This is a genomic window from Sphaerisporangium krabiense, from assembly GCF_014200435.1.
Lineage (GTDB): Bacteria > Actinomycetota > Actinomycetes > Streptosporangiales > Streptosporangiaceae > Sphaerisporangium > Sphaerisporangium krabiense.
In genome coordinates, this window is the sequence record NZ_JACHBR010000003.1 from 374553 (window position 1) to 388789 (window position 14237).

The 14237-nt window shown below is 73.1% G+C and carries 15 protein-coding genes; 7 read left to right on the forward strand and 8 right to left on the reverse strand.

Annotated features, from left to right (window positions below; all coding sequences use genetic code 11):
- Window positions 1-138: 138 nt before the first annotated feature.
- Window positions 139-1695 carry a glycoside hydrolase family 13 protein gene (locus BJ981_RS36710; RefSeq protein WP_239139086.1) on the forward strand — a complete coding sequence of 519 codons (1557 nt, stop codon included), beginning with the start codon at window positions 139-141 and terminating at the stop codon, window positions 1693-1695.
- A gap of 143 nt (window positions 1696-1838) precedes the next feature.
- Here the strand turns inward: BJ981_RS36710 and BJ981_RS36715 are convergent, their stop codons facing one another.
- Window positions 1839-2489 carry a hemerythrin domain-containing protein gene (locus tag BJ981_RS36715; protein WP_184618098.1) on the reverse strand — a complete coding sequence of 217 codons (651 nt, stop codon included), beginning with the start codon at window positions 2487-2489 and terminating at the stop codon, window positions 1839-1841.
- A 165-nt stretch (window positions 2490-2654) separates the two neighbouring features.
- On the opposite strand from BJ981_RS36715, the gene BJ981_RS36720 reads away from it, so the two are divergent.
- A complete protein-coding gene (locus BJ981_RS36720; protein WP_239139087.1) occupies window positions 2655-3542 on the forward strand; it encodes a MarR family winged helix-turn-helix transcriptional regulator in 888 nt (295 codons plus the stop codon).
- A 93-nt stretch (window positions 3543-3635) separates the two neighbouring features.
- Here BJ981_RS36720 and BJ981_RS36725 read toward each other — a convergent pair whose 3' ends face one another.
- On the reverse strand, window positions 3636-4934 hold the full coding sequence (locus BJ981_RS36725; protein WP_184618099.1) for an epoxide hydrolase family protein: 1299 nt from the start codon (window positions 4932-4934) through the stop codon (window positions 3636-3638).
- Window positions 4935-5126: 192 nt separating this feature from the next.
- On the opposite strand from BJ981_RS36725, the gene BJ981_RS36730 reads away from it, so the two are divergent.
- Window positions 5127-5453 (forward strand): PadR family transcriptional regulator, encoded by a 327-nt coding sequence (locus tag BJ981_RS36730; protein WP_204070113.1) that lies wholly within the window; start codon window positions 5127-5129, stop codon window positions 5451-5453.
- Complete coding sequence (locus BJ981_RS36735; protein ID WP_184618100.1) at window positions 5450-6565, forward strand: hypothetical protein; 1116 nt, start codon at window positions 5450-5452, stop codon at window positions 6563-6565. Before BJ981_RS36730 ends, BJ981_RS36735 begins: the two co-directional genes overlap by 4 nt.
- A 6-nt stretch (window positions 6566-6571) precedes the next feature.
- On the opposite strand, the gene BJ981_RS36740 is transcribed toward BJ981_RS36735, so the two are convergent.
- The 6 genes from BJ981_RS36740 to BJ981_RS36765 all read right to left on the reverse strand — a co-directional run bounded on the left by BJ981_RS36740 (window position 6572) and on the right by BJ981_RS36765 (window position 10979).
- Window positions 6572-7054, reverse strand: a complete 483-nt coding sequence (locus tag BJ981_RS36740) for an SRPBCC domain-containing protein (protein ID WP_184618101.1) — start codon at window positions 7052-7054, stop codon at window positions 6572-6574.
- Complete coding sequence (locus tag BJ981_RS36745; RefSeq protein ID WP_184618102.1) at window positions 7047-7385, reverse strand: ArsR/SmtB family transcription factor; 339 nt, start codon at window positions 7383-7385, stop codon at window positions 7047-7049. The genes BJ981_RS36740 and BJ981_RS36745 overlap by 8 nt, the downstream gene beginning before the upstream one ends.
- A 1-nt stretch (window position 7386) precedes the next feature.
- Entirely contained in the window at window positions 7387-8139 is a 753-nt protein-coding gene (locus tag BJ981_RS36750) for an SDR family NAD(P)-dependent oxidoreductase (protein WP_184618168.1), read from the reverse strand.
- A 108-nt stretch (window positions 8140-8247) separates the two neighbouring features.
- Window positions 8248-9948 (reverse strand): AMP-binding protein, encoded by a 1701-nt coding sequence (locus BJ981_RS36755; protein WP_184618103.1) that lies wholly within the window; start codon window positions 9946-9948, stop codon window positions 8248-8250.
- A gap of 150 nt (window positions 9949-10098) precedes the next feature.
- Window positions 10099-10611, reverse strand: coding sequence for a hypothetical protein (locus BJ981_RS36760; RefSeq protein WP_184618104.1), 513 nt, complete (start codon window positions 10609-10611; stop codon window positions 10099-10101).
- An 8-nt stretch (window positions 10612-10619) separates the two neighbouring features.
- Window positions 10620-10979, reverse strand: a complete 360-nt coding sequence (locus BJ981_RS36765) for a PadR family transcriptional regulator (protein ID WP_184618105.1) — start codon at window positions 10977-10979, stop codon at window positions 10620-10622.
- A 165-nt stretch (window positions 10980-11144) separates the two neighbouring features.
- Between BJ981_RS36765 and BJ981_RS36770 the strand changes: the two genes are divergently transcribed.
- Genes BJ981_RS36770 through BJ981_RS36780 form a run of 3 tightly spaced genes read left to right on the forward strand, consistent with a single transcriptional unit; the run spans window position 11145 to window position 14208 of the window.
- The gene (locus tag BJ981_RS36770; protein ID WP_184618106.1) at window positions 11145-12101 is read left to right on the forward strand and encodes a D-alanine--D-alanine ligase family protein; all 957 of its coding nucleotides are present in this window, start codon (window positions 11145-11147) and stop codon (window positions 12099-12101) included.
- The gene (locus tag BJ981_RS36775; protein WP_184618107.1) at window positions 12098-13483 is read left to right on the forward strand and encodes a UDP-N-acetylmuramoyl-tripeptide--D-alanyl-D-alanine ligase; all 1386 of its coding nucleotides are present in this window, start codon (window positions 12098-12100) and stop codon (window positions 13481-13483) included. The genes BJ981_RS36770 and BJ981_RS36775 overlap by 4 nt, the downstream gene beginning before the upstream one ends.
- A gap of 32 nt (window positions 13484-13515) precedes the next feature.
- Window positions 13516-14208, forward strand: a complete 693-nt coding sequence (locus tag BJ981_RS36780) for an aspartate/glutamate racemase family protein (protein WP_184618108.1) — start codon at window positions 13516-13518, stop codon at window positions 14206-14208.
- Window positions 14209-14237 lie beyond the last annotated feature (29 nt).

Sequence of the window (14237 nt, forward strand, 5' to 3'; positions counted from 1 at the left end):
ATGGTAGAGATAAGCGCACCGGGGCCGCGGTTATTCCGCCCGGCGCCGCCGGCGGCCGGGACGGGCATCACCAGGTGCAGGACGGTGGCGGGCGGGCAAGGGACCTACCATGTGTCGCCCATCTTCCCAGGAGGCCGAGTGAACGGAACATGGTGGCAGGACGCCGTCATCTACCAGGTGTATCTGCGCTCCTTCGCCGACACCGACGGCGACGGCGTCGGCGACCTGGAAGGGCTCCGCCGGCGGCTGGACTACCTCAGGTCCCTCGGCGTGGACGGCCTCTGGCTCAACCCCATCTACCCCTCCCCCGGCGCCGACCACGGCTACGACGTGTCCGACTACACCGGCATCGACGCCCGGTACGGCGGCCTGCCCGCCTTCGACCGGACGCTCGCCGACGCGCACGCCCGCGGCCTGAAGGTGCTCATGGACCTGGTGCCGAACCACTGCTCGGCCGAGCACCCGTGGTTCCAGGCGGCGCTCGCGGGCGACGCCGCGGCCCGCGAGCGGTTCATCTTCCGCCCCGGCGTCGGGGACCTGCCGCCGAACAACTGGCGGTCGGCGTTCGGCGGTCCCGCCTGGACCAGGGCCGGCGACGAGTGGTACCTGCACAGCTTCGACCGCGGGCAGCCCGACTTCAACTGGCGCAACCCCGAGGTCGCCGCCTACTTCGAGGAGGTGCTGCGGTTCTGGTTCGACCGCGGGGTGGACGGGATGCGCATCGACGTGGCGCACATGCTGTTCAAGCACGCCGACCTGCCCGACTGGCCGAACTACCCCGAGTACAACATCCTCGCCCAGAACCAGCCCGAGGTGCACGACGTGCTGCGCCGCTGGCGCAAGATCGCCGACGGGTACGGCCGCGACCTCACGCTGGTCGGCGAGATCTGGGTGCCCACGATCGACGACCTGGCCCTCTACCTGCGTCCCGACGAGTTGCCCCAGGCGTTCTACTTCGACCTGCTGCTGTGCCCGTGGGACGCCGCCCGGTTCCACACCTCGATCAGCGGCGGCCTGGAGCAGATCGCCGCCACCGGCGCGTCCATCACCTGGACGCTGGCCAACCACGACGTGCACCGCGCGGTCAGCCGGTACGGCCTGACGTCCTACACGGGCGGGCCGCCCACGCGGCCGAGGGGCGAGGTCGACGTCCCGCTCGGGGTGCGCCGGGCGCGGGCCGCGATGATGCTGGTGCTGGCGCTGCCCGGATCGGTCTACCTCTACCAGGGCGAGGAGGCCGGGCTCCCCGAGGTGATGGACCTGCCCGACGAGGCACGGCAGGACCCGGCCTGGCTGCGCTCGGGCACCGCCGACTACGGGCGGGACGGCTGCCGCGTCCCCCTCCCCTGGACCGCCGCCGGCCCCTCGTTCGGCTTCTCCTCCTCCGGCGACACGTGGCTGCCGCAGCCGGACTGGTTCGCCGGCTTCGCCATCGAGTCGCAGATCGGGACGCCCGGCTCGACGTGGGATCTGCACCGGCGGGCCCTGGAGGTCCGGCGCGGCATCGGCGGCCCGCTGGAATGGGTGCCCGCCGGCCGCTCCGACGTCGTCGCGTTCCGGCGCGGCGACCTGGTCAGCGTCACGGTCTTCGGCGCCGAGCCGTACGAGGCGCCGTGGGGGGAACCGGTCCTGGCCTCGGACGACGCCGCCCCGGGCAGGGTGGCCCCGTCCACCACCGCCTGGTTCAGGACCTGACCGAAGGCCGCCAGGCACGCGGGCAGCCACGCCGCGCCGGCCGGCGCCGCGCCGTACAGGACGCCCGCGGCCAGGAAGCCCGTGGCGTGGCCGCGGCGATCACCACCAGCGCGCGGCCCGCGCGCCGGGGCCTCGCGGGCCGGTCACGCCTCCTCCCCGCGGCCCCAGGGGGCGAGCCCGGCGTAGGACGGCCGCCACGCGTCGTGGTAGTCCGCGCGCACCTGCTCGGGCATGGCGTCGAGTATCCGCGCGGCGCGCTCGGCGGCCATGCCGTCCAGCACCCACGGCAGGTAGCGGGGAACGTCCGTGCCGATACGGGCGCGGTGCTCCTCGCCGAAGCGCCGCCATCGCGCCTCGCCCAGCGTCGCGCCGATGAGCGGCAACGCCTCGGCCTCCTCGTGGCGCAGGTGCCCGGTCAGCGTCGTGACCAGGGCGTCGGTGAGCCCGCCGAGCCGCTCGGGCCCGGACTCGCGGTCGGCGAGGGCGGCGTCGACGGCGTGCAGCAGCGGGTCGATGGCGCCGTGCTCGGCCTCCATGGCGTCCAGCAGGGCCAGGTCGTCGGGCCGGCCCGCCAGAACTCGCTGCATGTCCGGCCACAGGACGTCGTCCTCGGTCGTGTGGTGGACGCGCAGGTAGCTCTTGAACATCTCCCATCCGGCGGCGGCGCGCAGCAGGCGGCGGGGGTCGTCGTCCCCGCGGGCGGTGATGCGGGCGACGCGCTCGGCGTCGCGCCGGAGGGCGTCGTGCGTCGCGTACATCATCGTCATGTCGAGGCGGGCGGTCGTGCCGGTCATGGCGGTCTCCAGTCCTGGCCTGTGCCGGATCCTTGTTCGTCCGGCCGTCCGGGCTCGACGCTAATCGTCCATTTGATTAACTGTCAACATGCCAACTAATTCACTGCCAACCATCAACCAGCCAACCATCACGGCTTCGGTAAGGTGTGGGGACGGAGGTGGCGCGTGCGGCGAGACGGCGAGGCGGAGCCCGCGGAGGACACGACCCTGACCGCGCTGCTCGGCCTCTCGGTGGGGAACATGCTGCGCCGGGTGTTCATGCTGTTCACCGCCGAGGCCATGCGCGAGGGCCCGCAGTCACGTGACTTCGTCGTCCTCGACACGCTCGCCGACCAGGACGGCCACTCCCAGCAGGACCTGGCGGAGAAGCTCGGCATCAACCGCACGATCATGGTGCGGCTCATCGACCGGCTGGAGGAGGCCGGGCACGTCACCCGGACGCGCAACCCGGCGAACCGGCGCTCCTACGTTCTGACGCTCACCCCGGCCGGGCGGGCGGCGCGCGACGCCATGCGGCGGCCGGTGTCCGACCGGGACGCCCGCGTCACCGCGGCGCTGACCTCGAAGGAGCGCGCGCGGCTCGCCGCGCTGCTCGCCAAGATGCTCCCCGAGCCGGAGTCCCCGGCCGTCCAGAGCATCGAGTACCTGGTCACCCAGGCGTACCACCGGCTGCGCCGGCAGGGCGACGTGCTGCTGTCCGGCGCCGGCCTGCGCACCCGCCACTTCGGCCCGCTGTCCGCGCTCGCCCTGCTCGCGCCGTGCCCGCAGCAGGAGCTCGCCCGCCACCTGAACATCACCGAGCCGTCCGCGGCCCAGGTGATCGACGAACTGGCCGAGGCGGGTCTCGTCACCCGCGGCCGGGACCCGCGCGACCGCCGCCGCTACGCCCTGGAGCTCACCCCGCTCGGGCGCGACCGCCTGACCGACGTCCGCGCCGCGATGGTGGGCCTGCGCGCCGAAGTCATCGGCCTCCTCGGCGCCGCCCCCGAGGAGGAACTGCGCGCGCTGCTGACCAAGCTGCTGTCCCCCGCACCCGGCGCGCCCCGCGCCTGAGCGCCGGGGCGCGTCGACGCGACGGAGCTCCGGCGGATGACGGCGACCTCGCGGGTCGCCCTCACCGGCCGGAGCTCCTGGGCGCCGCGAAGGTCAGCGCACGACGCGGGCGAACCTGCGCAGTTCCTCGGTGAACAGTTCCGGCTGCTCGAAGGCGGCGAAGTGGCCGCCGCGCTCGGGCTTGTTCCAGTACCGCAGGTCGTGGTACACGCGCTCACCCCAGATCCGCGGCGGCCGGTACAGCTCCTTGGGGAACACGCTGACGCCGACCGGCAGGTCCAGCTCCTGGGTGACGTAGTCGGTGGCGAGGCCGTCCCAGTACAGCCGGGCGGCGGACGCCACGTTGTCGGGCACCCAGTACATCATGATGGTGTCGAGGATCTGGTCGTAGCTCCAGATGCCCTCGGGGTTCCTGCCGCTGTCGCTCCACAGGGCGAGCTTCTCGTAGATCCAGCCCGCCAGGCCGGTCGGAGAGTCGGTCAGGCCGTAGCTCCACGTCTGCGGCTCGGTCCGCATCGCCTGCGAGAAGGCCGCGCCGTTGGCCCCGTGCTCGGCGATCTGCGCGAGGGCCTCCTGCTCCTCCGGCGTCGGCTCGCCCACCAGCGGCGCGTTCATCAGCATCGGGAAGTTCAGGTGGACGGCGGCGAGCTCCCTCGGCCGGAGCTTGCCCATGAAGGTGGCGACGCAGCCGCCCCAGTCACCGCCCTGCGAGATGTAGCGCTGGTAGCCGAGCCGCCGCATGAGCACGATCCAGGCCTTGGCGATACGGGCGGAGTTCCAGCCGGTCACCTCCGGCTTGCCGGAGAAGCCGAACCCGGGCAGGGAGGGCACGACGACGTGGAACGCGTCCTCGGGCCGCCCGCCGTAGCGGGTGGGGTCGGTGAGCGGTCCGATGATGTCCAGGAAGTCGACGACCGAACCCGGCCAGCCGTGCGAGAGGATGATCGGCGTGGCGTCGCGGTGCGGGGACCGCGCGTGCAGGAAGTGGACGGCCACACCGTCGATGAGCGTGCGGTACTGGCCGACGGCGTTGAGCCGGTTCTCCAGGCGCCGCCAGTCGTAGCGGGTGCGCCAGTACTCGGTCAGCTTTTGCAGGCGGCGCAGCGGCGTGCCCTGCGACCAGTCGGTCACCAGCTCTTCGCCGGGCCAGCGGATGTTCGCCAGCCGGTTGCGCAGGTCGGTCAGGACCGACGCGGGGACGTGCAGGCGTAACGGGGTGATCGCCTCGGTGGCGGGCGGCAGGTCCAGTCCCCCCGCCGTCACCGTGGCCGACTCGGCGAGCGCCGACGAGGCCTGGGACACCGCCCAGACCGGCGGTGCCGCCGCCACCGTCGTCGCCACGAGACCTTTCAGCACTCCACGCCGTGACGTGGCGTGCTCTTCCTTCGACATGTACGCTCCCTTGCCCGCGCCGGCCGCGGCCGGCGACGAGAGAACCCGTGCTAGACGACATGGACGCTAGAAAGGCGGCGTTGCGGAGACAAGAGAGAAGGGCGGGGCTCTGGGGGCACCCCTACGCCCGGACGCGTGGCATCGCGGGCCCGGCCTTGCCGGCATTAACTCTATATAGGTAGAGTTCCGGCCGTGACGCGACGACCCTCACGGCAGACCATGGCCGTGCTGGCGGCCCTGGCCGCCGACCCCGCCGCCTGGCGGTACGGGTACGAGCTCGGGCGCGAGGTGGGGCTGAAGGCGGGTTCGCTGTACCCGATCCTCATGCGCCTGTGCGACCGTGAGCTGCTCGAACACACCTGGGAGGCCGAGGCGCCCCCCGGCCGGCCACCCCGCCACCTGTACCGCCTCACCCCCGCCGGCCTGCGCTACGCCGCCGACCACGCCCCCGCTCCCGGACAGGCCCCGTCGTCCGCCACCGAACACGCCCCTTCGCCTCGCCCGAGGAACGCCTGGTGACCGGCCCCCGGGACAACGTCCCGGCGGACGGGGCCGCGCGGCTGCTGTCGGTGGCGGCGTGGCTGCTGCCGGAGGGACGGGGGCAGTGGGGACCGGCCATGCGGGCCGAGCTGGCCGGGATCGAGCCCGCGCCCGCGCGCTGGCGGTTCGCCCTCGGCTGCCTGCGGGTCGCGCTGACGCGCCCCCGCCTCCTCGGCACCGCCGCGTGCGCGCTGCTCACGCTGGGAGTGATCGCGGCGGCGCTGGTCACGACCGGCGGGGTCGCCTACGGGCCGCTCCGCGACGCCCTCGTCGGACTGGTGGTGGTCCTGCTCGTGCTCGCGTGGCTCGGCCGGCTGCGCGGCCCGCTCGGCCCGGCGGCCCGCGCCGGGACCACCCGGCTGCTGCGGGCGGGCGGCTGCGCTCTGGTGGGCGCGGCGGCCGTGCTCGTCTTCGCCGAGTTCGGCGCGGCGACGGGCCGCGTGGAGGAGAGGGCCTGGGTGGGCCTGCCGATCCTGACCTGCGTCCTCGGCGTCTCCATGACCGCTCTTCTCGCCGTGACGTCCCTCCGGTCGGCCGCGCCCGCGCGCGCCCTGCGGATCGGCGGCGGCTGCGGCGCCGCGGCGGCGACCGCGTTCACGGCGCCCGTGCTGCTGTGGCCTCCGCTGCCCCCGTCCAGCGGCCGGGCGCTCGCGGCGCTCGCGGGCGCCGCCCTGACCGCCATGCTGATCACCGCCAGACGGCCGGTCGACGCCGGGCACGAGGCGGAGGTACCCGGGTCGCAAGGTCCTGGGCCGGAGGGTTCCCAGGTGGAGGATTCCGGGCCCGAGGGTGGCGATCAGGTGCTGATCGCCGGGCTGTGCGCGGCGGTCGTCGCGGCTTTGGCGATCTTCATCGTGGCGGACGGGCTGCTGCAGTTCGCGGCGTCCTGGGTACCGCACACGAGCCCGGCGAACGTCGCCGCCGCCGGCCGTCTCGCCAACGACCGCGCGGGCGCCGAGGACCCCTACTTCGGTCTCCTGGCCCTCGGCGCCCTCCTCGCCACCCTGCTCTGGGCCCTGGCCCGGCGTTCGCCCGTGCCGGAGAGCCTCACTCCCCCGCCCGCCGGCCCGGACGCGACCACGACGGCCTGACACCGATCACGACGCCGCCGCGCGGCGCGCGAGCACGACGGCGAGGCGGTCCATCGACTCCTGGCCGCCTCTTAGCCCGCCGGCGCGGATGATCGCGTCGCGGGCCTCCACCGACGGGTGCACGGTCCGGGCGACGTACTCGGTCCCGCGGTCCGTCTCGAAGAGGCTGACCGTCTCGAGCGCCACGTCCTCGGGCGCGCCCTCGAACGCCCAGGTCCGCACGTACCGCTCCGGCGCCACGACGTCGTGGTGGACGCCGTGGAAGCCCCATTCCAGGCCGTCGGCGTCGATGTTGACGAACCGCCAGAGCCCGCCCGGCCTGAGCTCCATACGGTCCACCCGGGTGGCCATGGAGTGCGGCCCCCACCAGCGCGGCAGCAGCTCGGGGTCGGTGATCGCCCGGAACACGAGCTCTCTCGGGGCGTCGAAGACGCGGGTCATGACGATGTCCTGGCGGCCGGGCTCGATGACGAACTGGGTCTCACTCATGGTGTTCTCCTCGCTGGATACGCTTGATCTCCTGGTCGAGGCGGTCGAGCCGGGCGGCCCAGCGGTCGCGGTAGCGCGTGATCCACTCCGAGGCCGCGTCCAGCGGCTCGGTCTCCAGGCGGCACGGACGCCACTGCGCGTCGCGGCCCCGTGTGATCAGCCCCGCCCTTTCCAGCACCTTCAGGTGCTTGGAGACCGCCTGCAGGCTCATGTCGAACGGCTCGGCCAGTTCGTTGACCGTCGCCTCGCCCTCCGCGAGCCGGGCGAGTATCGCGCGCCTGGTCGGGTCGGCCAGGGCGGCGAAGGTGAGGCTCAGCCGGTCGCCTGGCACGTCAGTGGTCCACGATGGCGCCGCACGAGACGTTGACGGTCGCCGAGGTCATGGTCCTGGCCAGGTCGGAGGCGACGAACGCGGCGACGTTCCCCACGTCGGCCAGGGTGGCGGCCCGTCCGAGCAGCGTCTCGCCGTTCAGCGCGGCGGTGAGCTCCTCCCTGCCCGGGAAGTCTTCCGGCAGGCTCTCCGGCACGCCGCCCGTGACCATGGTGACGACGCGGACGCCGTGCTTCCCGGCCTCGCACGCCCATTGCCTGCGCAGGCCCTCCAGCGCGTCGAGCGCGACCTTGAACCCGCCGAGCCCCGGAACGGTCTGGGGGCCGCCGCCGCCGAACAACAGGATCACCCCGGACCCGCGGGGGATCATGTGCCGGACCGCCGCCCTGGTGGTCAGGAAGTGCGTGCGCGTGGCGGTCAGGATCGGCCGGACGAACTCCTCCGCGGTGATCTCCATCAGCGGCTTCTGCACGTCCTGGACGTCGATGGCGTTGAAGCAGACGTCGATCCCGCCGGCCCGCGCGGCCACCGCGGCGGCGAAGGTCTCGACGGCGTCCTCGTCCAGCGCGTCGACCTCGGCGGTCTCGGCCGCGCCCCCGGCGGCGCGAATGTCGGCGGCGACCTTCCCCAGGGTGGCCCCGGTGCGCCCGGCGAGGAAGACCCGCGCCCCCTCACGCGCGAAGGCCCTGGCCACCGCGCCCCCGATCGTCCCGCCCGCGCCGTACACGACGGCGACCTTGTTCTCCAGGAGCATTGCGTTCAACCTTTCGGTTTATCAACCTTGAGGTTGAGTAAGGTACCTGACGAGGGCGGGCGCCGTCCAGCCCTCCGGGGGACGGAGCCCTGCCCCGCGGCCGGCGCGTCAGTTCCCGAGATCGGGGAACTGGTCGTCACGCCACTCGGCGCCGCCGCCGCCTTCGGCGGCCCGGTCGTCCTCGCGGGCCCGGAGCTCCACCCGGCGGATCTTCCCGGAGAGCGTCTTGGGCAGCTCGGCGAACTCGATCCGCCGGACCCGCTGGTAGGGCGCCAGGTTCCGGCGGGCGTGCCGGAGGATCGAGTGCGCGGTCTCCCGCGTCGGCTCGTGCCCGGGCGCCAGCGCTATGTACGCCTTGGGAACGGCGAGCCGCACCGGGTCCGGGGCCGGGACCACGGCGGCCTCGGCGACCGCCGGGTGTTCGATCAGCACCGACTCCAGCTCGAACGGGCTGATCTTGTAGTCGCTGGCCTTGAACACGTCGTCCGTCCGGCCGACGTAGGTGATGTACCCGTCGGCGTCGATGCCGGCCACGTCGCCCGTGTGGTAGTAGCCGCCCGCCAGTGCCGCGGTCGTGTGCAGCGGGTCGTCCCGGTAGCCGCGCATCAAGGGCAGCGGCGCCTGGGAGAGGTCCAGGCAGATCTCGCCCTCCCCCGGGCCGTCCAGCGGGCGGCCGCCGACCGGATCGACCAGCACCACCGGCACGCCGGGCAGCGGGCGGCCCATCGACCCCGGCCGCACCGGCGAGCCGGGGGTGTTGCCGATCTGGGCGGTGGTCTCGGTCTGCCCGAACCCGTCCCGGATCGTCAGGCCCCACGCGCGGCGTACCCGCGTGATCACCTCGGGATTGAGCGGCTCCCCCGCTCCGGCCACCTCGCGCAGCGCGGCCGGACGCTCCCCCAGGTCGGCGTTGATCAGCATGCGCCACACCGTCGGCGGCGCGCAGAACGTGCTGACCCGCCGCTCGCGCAACAGGTCCAGGAGCGCGGCGGCGTCGAAGCGCCGGTAGTTGTGGACGAACACGGTCGCCTCGGCGATCCACGGCGCGAAGAAGCAGGACCACGAGTGCTTCGCCCATCCGGGCGAGGAGATGTTCAGGTGCACGTCGCCGGGCCGCAGCCCGAGGAAGTACAAGGTGGTCAGGTGTCCCACCGGATAGGAGACCTGCGTGTGCTCGACGAGCTTGGGGCGCGACGTCGTCCCCGAGGTGAAGTACAGCAGCAGCGGGTCGTCCGGCGCCGTGCCCGGATGGGCGGCCGGGACGTGCTCCAGCTCGCGGGCGCCGCGCAGGTCGGCCCAGCCGGGCGCCCCGCCCACGCTGACGCGGCCGTAGTCGCCGGGCGCCCGCTCGAACCGCGCGGTGTCCGCGGCGTTGCAGATCACGTGCCGCACACGGCCGCGCGTGATCCGGTCGGCGAGGTCGGCGGCGGCGATCGCGCCGGTCGTGGGCACGATCACCGCCCCCAGCTTCATGAGCGCGAGCGTGGACTCCCACAGCTCGACCTGGTTGCCGAGCATCAGCAGCACCGGGTCCCGCCGGCCGACCCCGTGGGCGGCCAGCCACGCCGCCAGCCGGTCGGAGTCCCGTGACATCTCGGCGAAGGTGCGGGACGTCGTGGACCCGTCCTCCTCGGCGACGATGAGCGCGGGCCGGTCGTTGCCGCGCGCGATGGCGTCGAACCAGTCCACCGCCCAGTTGAACCGGTCCCCCAGCTCCGGCCAGCGGAACTCCGCCACCGCACGAGGAAGATCCTCACGGAGCGCCATCAGCAGGTCCCGGGCGGCGCGGTAGGCGTCGGTCACGTGCATCGGACACTCCTTCGTCTCGATCCACCGCTGGTCCCCCTCCGTTCGCGCGTCGCGCGCACGGACCAGACCATCGTGCGGGAAGACCGGCCCAGAACTCCAGGCCGGCCGCCGCACGGGGAGCGCCCTGGCCGCGGCCGCGTCGTGCCCCGGTCAGGCGCGCGGGAGCAGCCGCCACAACCGGCCGCAGGCGACGGCTCCGCCGATCCAGAGGACGTAGACGAGCGGGCTCCACGCGCCGCCGACGTGGCTGGCGTGCCCCTGGTCGAAGGTGTAGGTGATGGCGGACTGCAGGTAGCTGACGCCGCGCCAGGTGTAGGTGCCGGTGGCGTGGGGGTCGGCCGCGGTGATGGCCCGCTCGTAGGCCCCGGCCGCCTCGGAGAGGAAGAAGTTCAGCAGCAGCGGGACACCGCCGAGGAAGTAGACGGCGGCGATCCAGGAGTGCCGCCGGCGTCCGAGTTCGGCGTCGAGGTACTCCGCGGCCAGCCGGCGACTGCCGCCCAGGCGCTTCAGCGCCGCCGACGTCCCGACGTCGCGGGACGCCTCCAGCAGGTTGGCGCGGACCTCGCGGCGCTTGGCGACGCGCGAGTGGTGCGGCAGGTCGTAGAGTTGCTGGTCCAGCGTCCACACGAGGCGCTCGATGCGCAGGCGGTCGAATAAGGTCACGGGGTGCGTCATGTCGGCGTCCCTTCCGGGTCGTTGGGGAGTGGTCTGCGCAGGACCGCGTTGACGCCGTCCACGTGGCGGTTCCACGTGTCGGTCGCGGTCCGCAGGTATCGGTGGCCGTCGGGGGTCAGCCGGTAGTACTTGCGCGCGGGCCCGCTCGGCGACGGGACGAGTCGCGTCGCCAGCCGCCCCTCCCGCTCCAGCCGGGCCAGCGCCGGATACACCGTGCCTTCCAGGACGTCGACGAAGCCCGTTTCGTGCAGCCGCTGCACCACCTCGTACCCGTAGGACTCCCGTTCGGCGAGCAGTCGCAACAGCAGAAGCGACAGGACTCCCTTCAGCAATTGCGGGTCATGGCTTGAGGTCACACTCCTAGACTGTGTCAGGTACTAGATAAAGTCAAGTAGCGGTGCGGAAACGGACAGCGAATGGTCTGGGAAGTGGTCAGGCGAAGAGCCGACACTCAGGGTCCTGCGACGGCGGAGAGGATGCCGCCGCCGGTGCCGTCTCCGTGCCCCTGAGGAAGGCTGATCGTGGCTGAACGCGTGCGCGTGGCCGTGCTGGCGGGTGGGCCGTCCGCCGAGCATGAGGTGTCGCTGCAGTCGGCGCAGGCCGTGCTGGACGCCCTGCCGAGGGATCTGTACGAGCCCGTCGCCGTCATCATCGACCGGCACGGCCGGTGGCCGGTGGAGCTGCGACGCGATGTGGCGGACGTGGTCTTCCCCGTGCTGCACGGGCCGTTCGGCGAGGACGGCGTCGTCCAGGGTCACCTGGAGACGCTGGGCATCCCGTACGTGGGCTGCGGCGTCACGGCCTCCGCCGTGGCCATGGACAAGGTCGCGACGCGGCGGACGCTCCTGGCGGAGGGCATGCCGATCACCCCGTACGTGTGGTTCACCGCGCACGAATGGCGCGCCACCACCGACCACTGGGGTCTGGTGAAGTCGCTCGACTGGCCGATGTACGTCAAACCGGCCAACATGGGGTCCTCCATCGGCATCTCCCGTGTCACCTCCATGGAGGAGCTGCGCGCGGGCGTGGACCTGGCGCTGTCCTACGACCGGGTGGTCATCGTCGAGCAGGGCGTGACCGCACGCGAGCTCATCTGCGGTGTGCTCGGCGGCTACGACACTCCGGACGCCTCGGTGCCCGGCGAGCTCATCGTGCCCGGCGACTGGCTCGACTACGAGGCCAAGTACCTCAGCCGGGCCGAGATCGCCGTCATCCCCGCGACGCTGCCCGAACGCGTGGCCGAGGACGTGCGCGAGCTGTCACTGCGCGCCTTCCGGGCGATCGGCGGCTACGGCCTGTCCCGCGTCGACTTCCTCTATGAGGAGGACACGGGGCGCCTGTACGTGCTGGAGGTCAACACCATGCCCGGCTTCACGTCCCGTTCCGTCTACGCCAGGGCCTGGGCCGCCAGCGGTGTCCCGTACCCCGTCCTGCTGCGCCGCCTCATCGACCTCGCGTTCGCCAGGAGCGGCTCATGATCCCCATGACGCTGGACGAGATCGCGCAGGTCGTCGGGGCGAGCCTGCATGACGTGCGCGACCCGCGGGAGCCGGTGACGGCGCCCTCGGCGGTCGACTCCCGCGAGGTGGCGCCCGGCGGCCTGTTCGCCGCGACGCCCGGCGCCCGCGTCGACGGTCACGACTACGCGGCCCGTGCCATCGAGGGCGGCGCCGTCGCCGTGCTGGCCTCGAGGCCGGTCGGCGTGCCCGCCCTCGTGGTCGAGGACGTCCAGCTCGCGCTCGGCCGGCTGGCCAGGCACGTGCTCGAACACCTCGGCCCGGCCGTGATCGGCCTGACCGGCTCCGTGGGCAAGACCACGACCAAGGACCTGCTGGCCCAGGTGCTCGAACGGCACGCCGCGACGGTCGCCACCGACAGGTCGTTCAACAACGAGCTCGGGCTGCCGCTCACCGTGCTGCGTGCCGACGCCACCACCCGATACCTGGTGCTGGAGATGGGCGCGAGCCGGAAGGGCGACCTGACGTATCTGACCGGGATCGCACCGCCCCAGGTGGGGCTGGTGCTCAATGTCGGCACCGCGCACGCGGAGCGCATGGGAGGCGGGCCGGCCGCCGTGGCCGAGGCCAAAGGCGAGCTGGTCGAGGCGCTTCCTGCGGACGGGTTCGCCCTGCTCAACGCCGACGACCCGTACGTCATGGGCATGGCCGGCCGCACCAGGGCCCGGATCCTGTCGTACGGCGGGTCGGCGCGGGCGCAGGTGCGGGCCGAGGACGTGCGGATGGACGACCGGGCGCGAACCGCGTTCACGCTGGTGACGCCCTCGGGGCGGGCCCCGGTCGCGCTCGACCTCATCGGCGAGCACCAGGTGAGCAACGCCCTGGCCGCCGCCGCCGTCGCCACCGCGCTCGGCCTGGACGTCGCCGAGATCGCCGGCGGGCTGAACGCCGCGCGGCGGCGCTCCCCCGGCCGGCTGGAGATCGTCGAACGCCCTGACGGCGTCACCGTCGTCAACGACGCCTACAACGCCAGCCCCGAATCCATGCGGGCCGGGCTGCGGGCGGTGAAGGCCCTGGCCGGCGCCCGCCGAACCGTCGCCGTGCTCGGCGCGATGGGGCAGCAGGCGGACGCCTCCCGCGCCCGGCACGCCGAGATGGGCCGGCTCGTCGCCGACCTCCGCTTCGACGTGCTGATCGCGGTCGGAGCAGGGGATCCGCTCGCGATGGCGGAGGCGGCGGAGTCCTCGAACCCGGGCGTGGCCGTCCATGCCGCCGAGGACGTGGCCGGGGCCCTCAGGCTGGCCACCGCGCTTGTCGAACCGGGAGACGTGGTGTTCGTCAAGGCGTCCAGCGAGATCGGGCTCGGCGCCCTGGCCCGTGCGCTGGCCGCGCCGCCGAGCTGAGCACGCCCACAAGCCGGGCGAAAGGGAGTTCCATGCGCACTATCGGTCTCATCGGCGGGTTGAGCTGGGAATCGACGGTGATCTACTACCAGATCATCAACCAGCGGGTACGCGAGCGACTCGGCGGCAGCCATTCCGCCAACACCCTCATCTGGTCGGTGGACTACACGACCGTCGAGGATCTCATCTTCGCCGGCCGCTGGGACGAGGTGAGCGCGTTGCTGACCGGCGCGGGCGGGGCACTGGAGGATCTCGGCGCCGACCTCCTGCTCATCTGCAGCAACACCTTCAGCCGGGTGAACGACGACGTGGAGCGGGCCGTGAGCGTTCCCGTGCTGCACATCGCCGACGCCGTGGGCGCCGAGATCGGCGCCAGGGGCATGCGCAGGGTCGGCCTGCTGGGCACCCGCTTCACCATGGAGCAGCCCTTCTACCGGGATCGGCTGGCCGCCCACGGCTTCGACGTGGTCGTCCCGCGGCGTGAGCGGCGGGAACTGGTCCATCGCGTGATCTTCGACGAACTGGTGCGCGGGGTGCTCCGGCCCTCGTCCAGGGACGCCTACGCCCGGATCGTCGATGAGCTCGCGGACGACGGCGCCGAAGGCGTCATCCTCGGCTGCACGGAGATCGAGCTGCTGATCGGTGAGAAGGACTGCGCCATCCCGGTGCTGCCGAGCGCCCGGCTGCACGCGGAGGCGGCGGCCGGCTTCGCGCTCGCCGGCTGACATGCCCTCGGCAGCGTTCGTCGCCGGCA

Excerpts from the sequence above, each read along its gene's own strand:
- BJ981_RS36775 (WP_184618107.1), top strand. The coding sequence starts at position 12,098 with ATGATCCCCATGACGCTGGACGAGATCGCGCAGGTCGTCGGGGCGAGC.
- BJ981_RS36780 (WP_184618108.1), top strand. The coding sequence starts at position 13,516 with ATGCGCACTATCGGTCTCATCGGCGGGTTGAGCTGGGAATCGACGGTG.
- BJ981_RS36725 (WP_184618099.1), bottom strand. The coding sequence starts at position 4,934 with ATGTCGAAGGAAGAGCACGCCACGTCACGGCGTGGAGTGCTGAAAGGT.
- BJ981_RS36715 (WP_184618098.1), bottom strand. The coding sequence starts at position 2,489 with ATGACCGGCACGACCGCCCGCCTCGACATGACGATGATGTACGCGACG.
- BJ981_RS36755 (WP_184618103.1), bottom strand. The coding sequence starts at position 9,948 with ATGCACGTGACCGACGCCTACCGCGCCGCCCGGGACCTGCTGATGGCG.
- BJ981_RS36750 (WP_184618168.1), bottom strand. The coding sequence starts at position 8,139 with ATGCTCCTGGAGAACAAGGTCGCCGTCGTGTACGGCGCGGGCGGGACG.
- BJ981_RS36740 (WP_184618101.1), bottom strand. The coding sequence starts at position 7,054 with ATGAGTGAGACCCAGTTCGTCATCGAGCCCGGCCGCCAGGACATCGTC.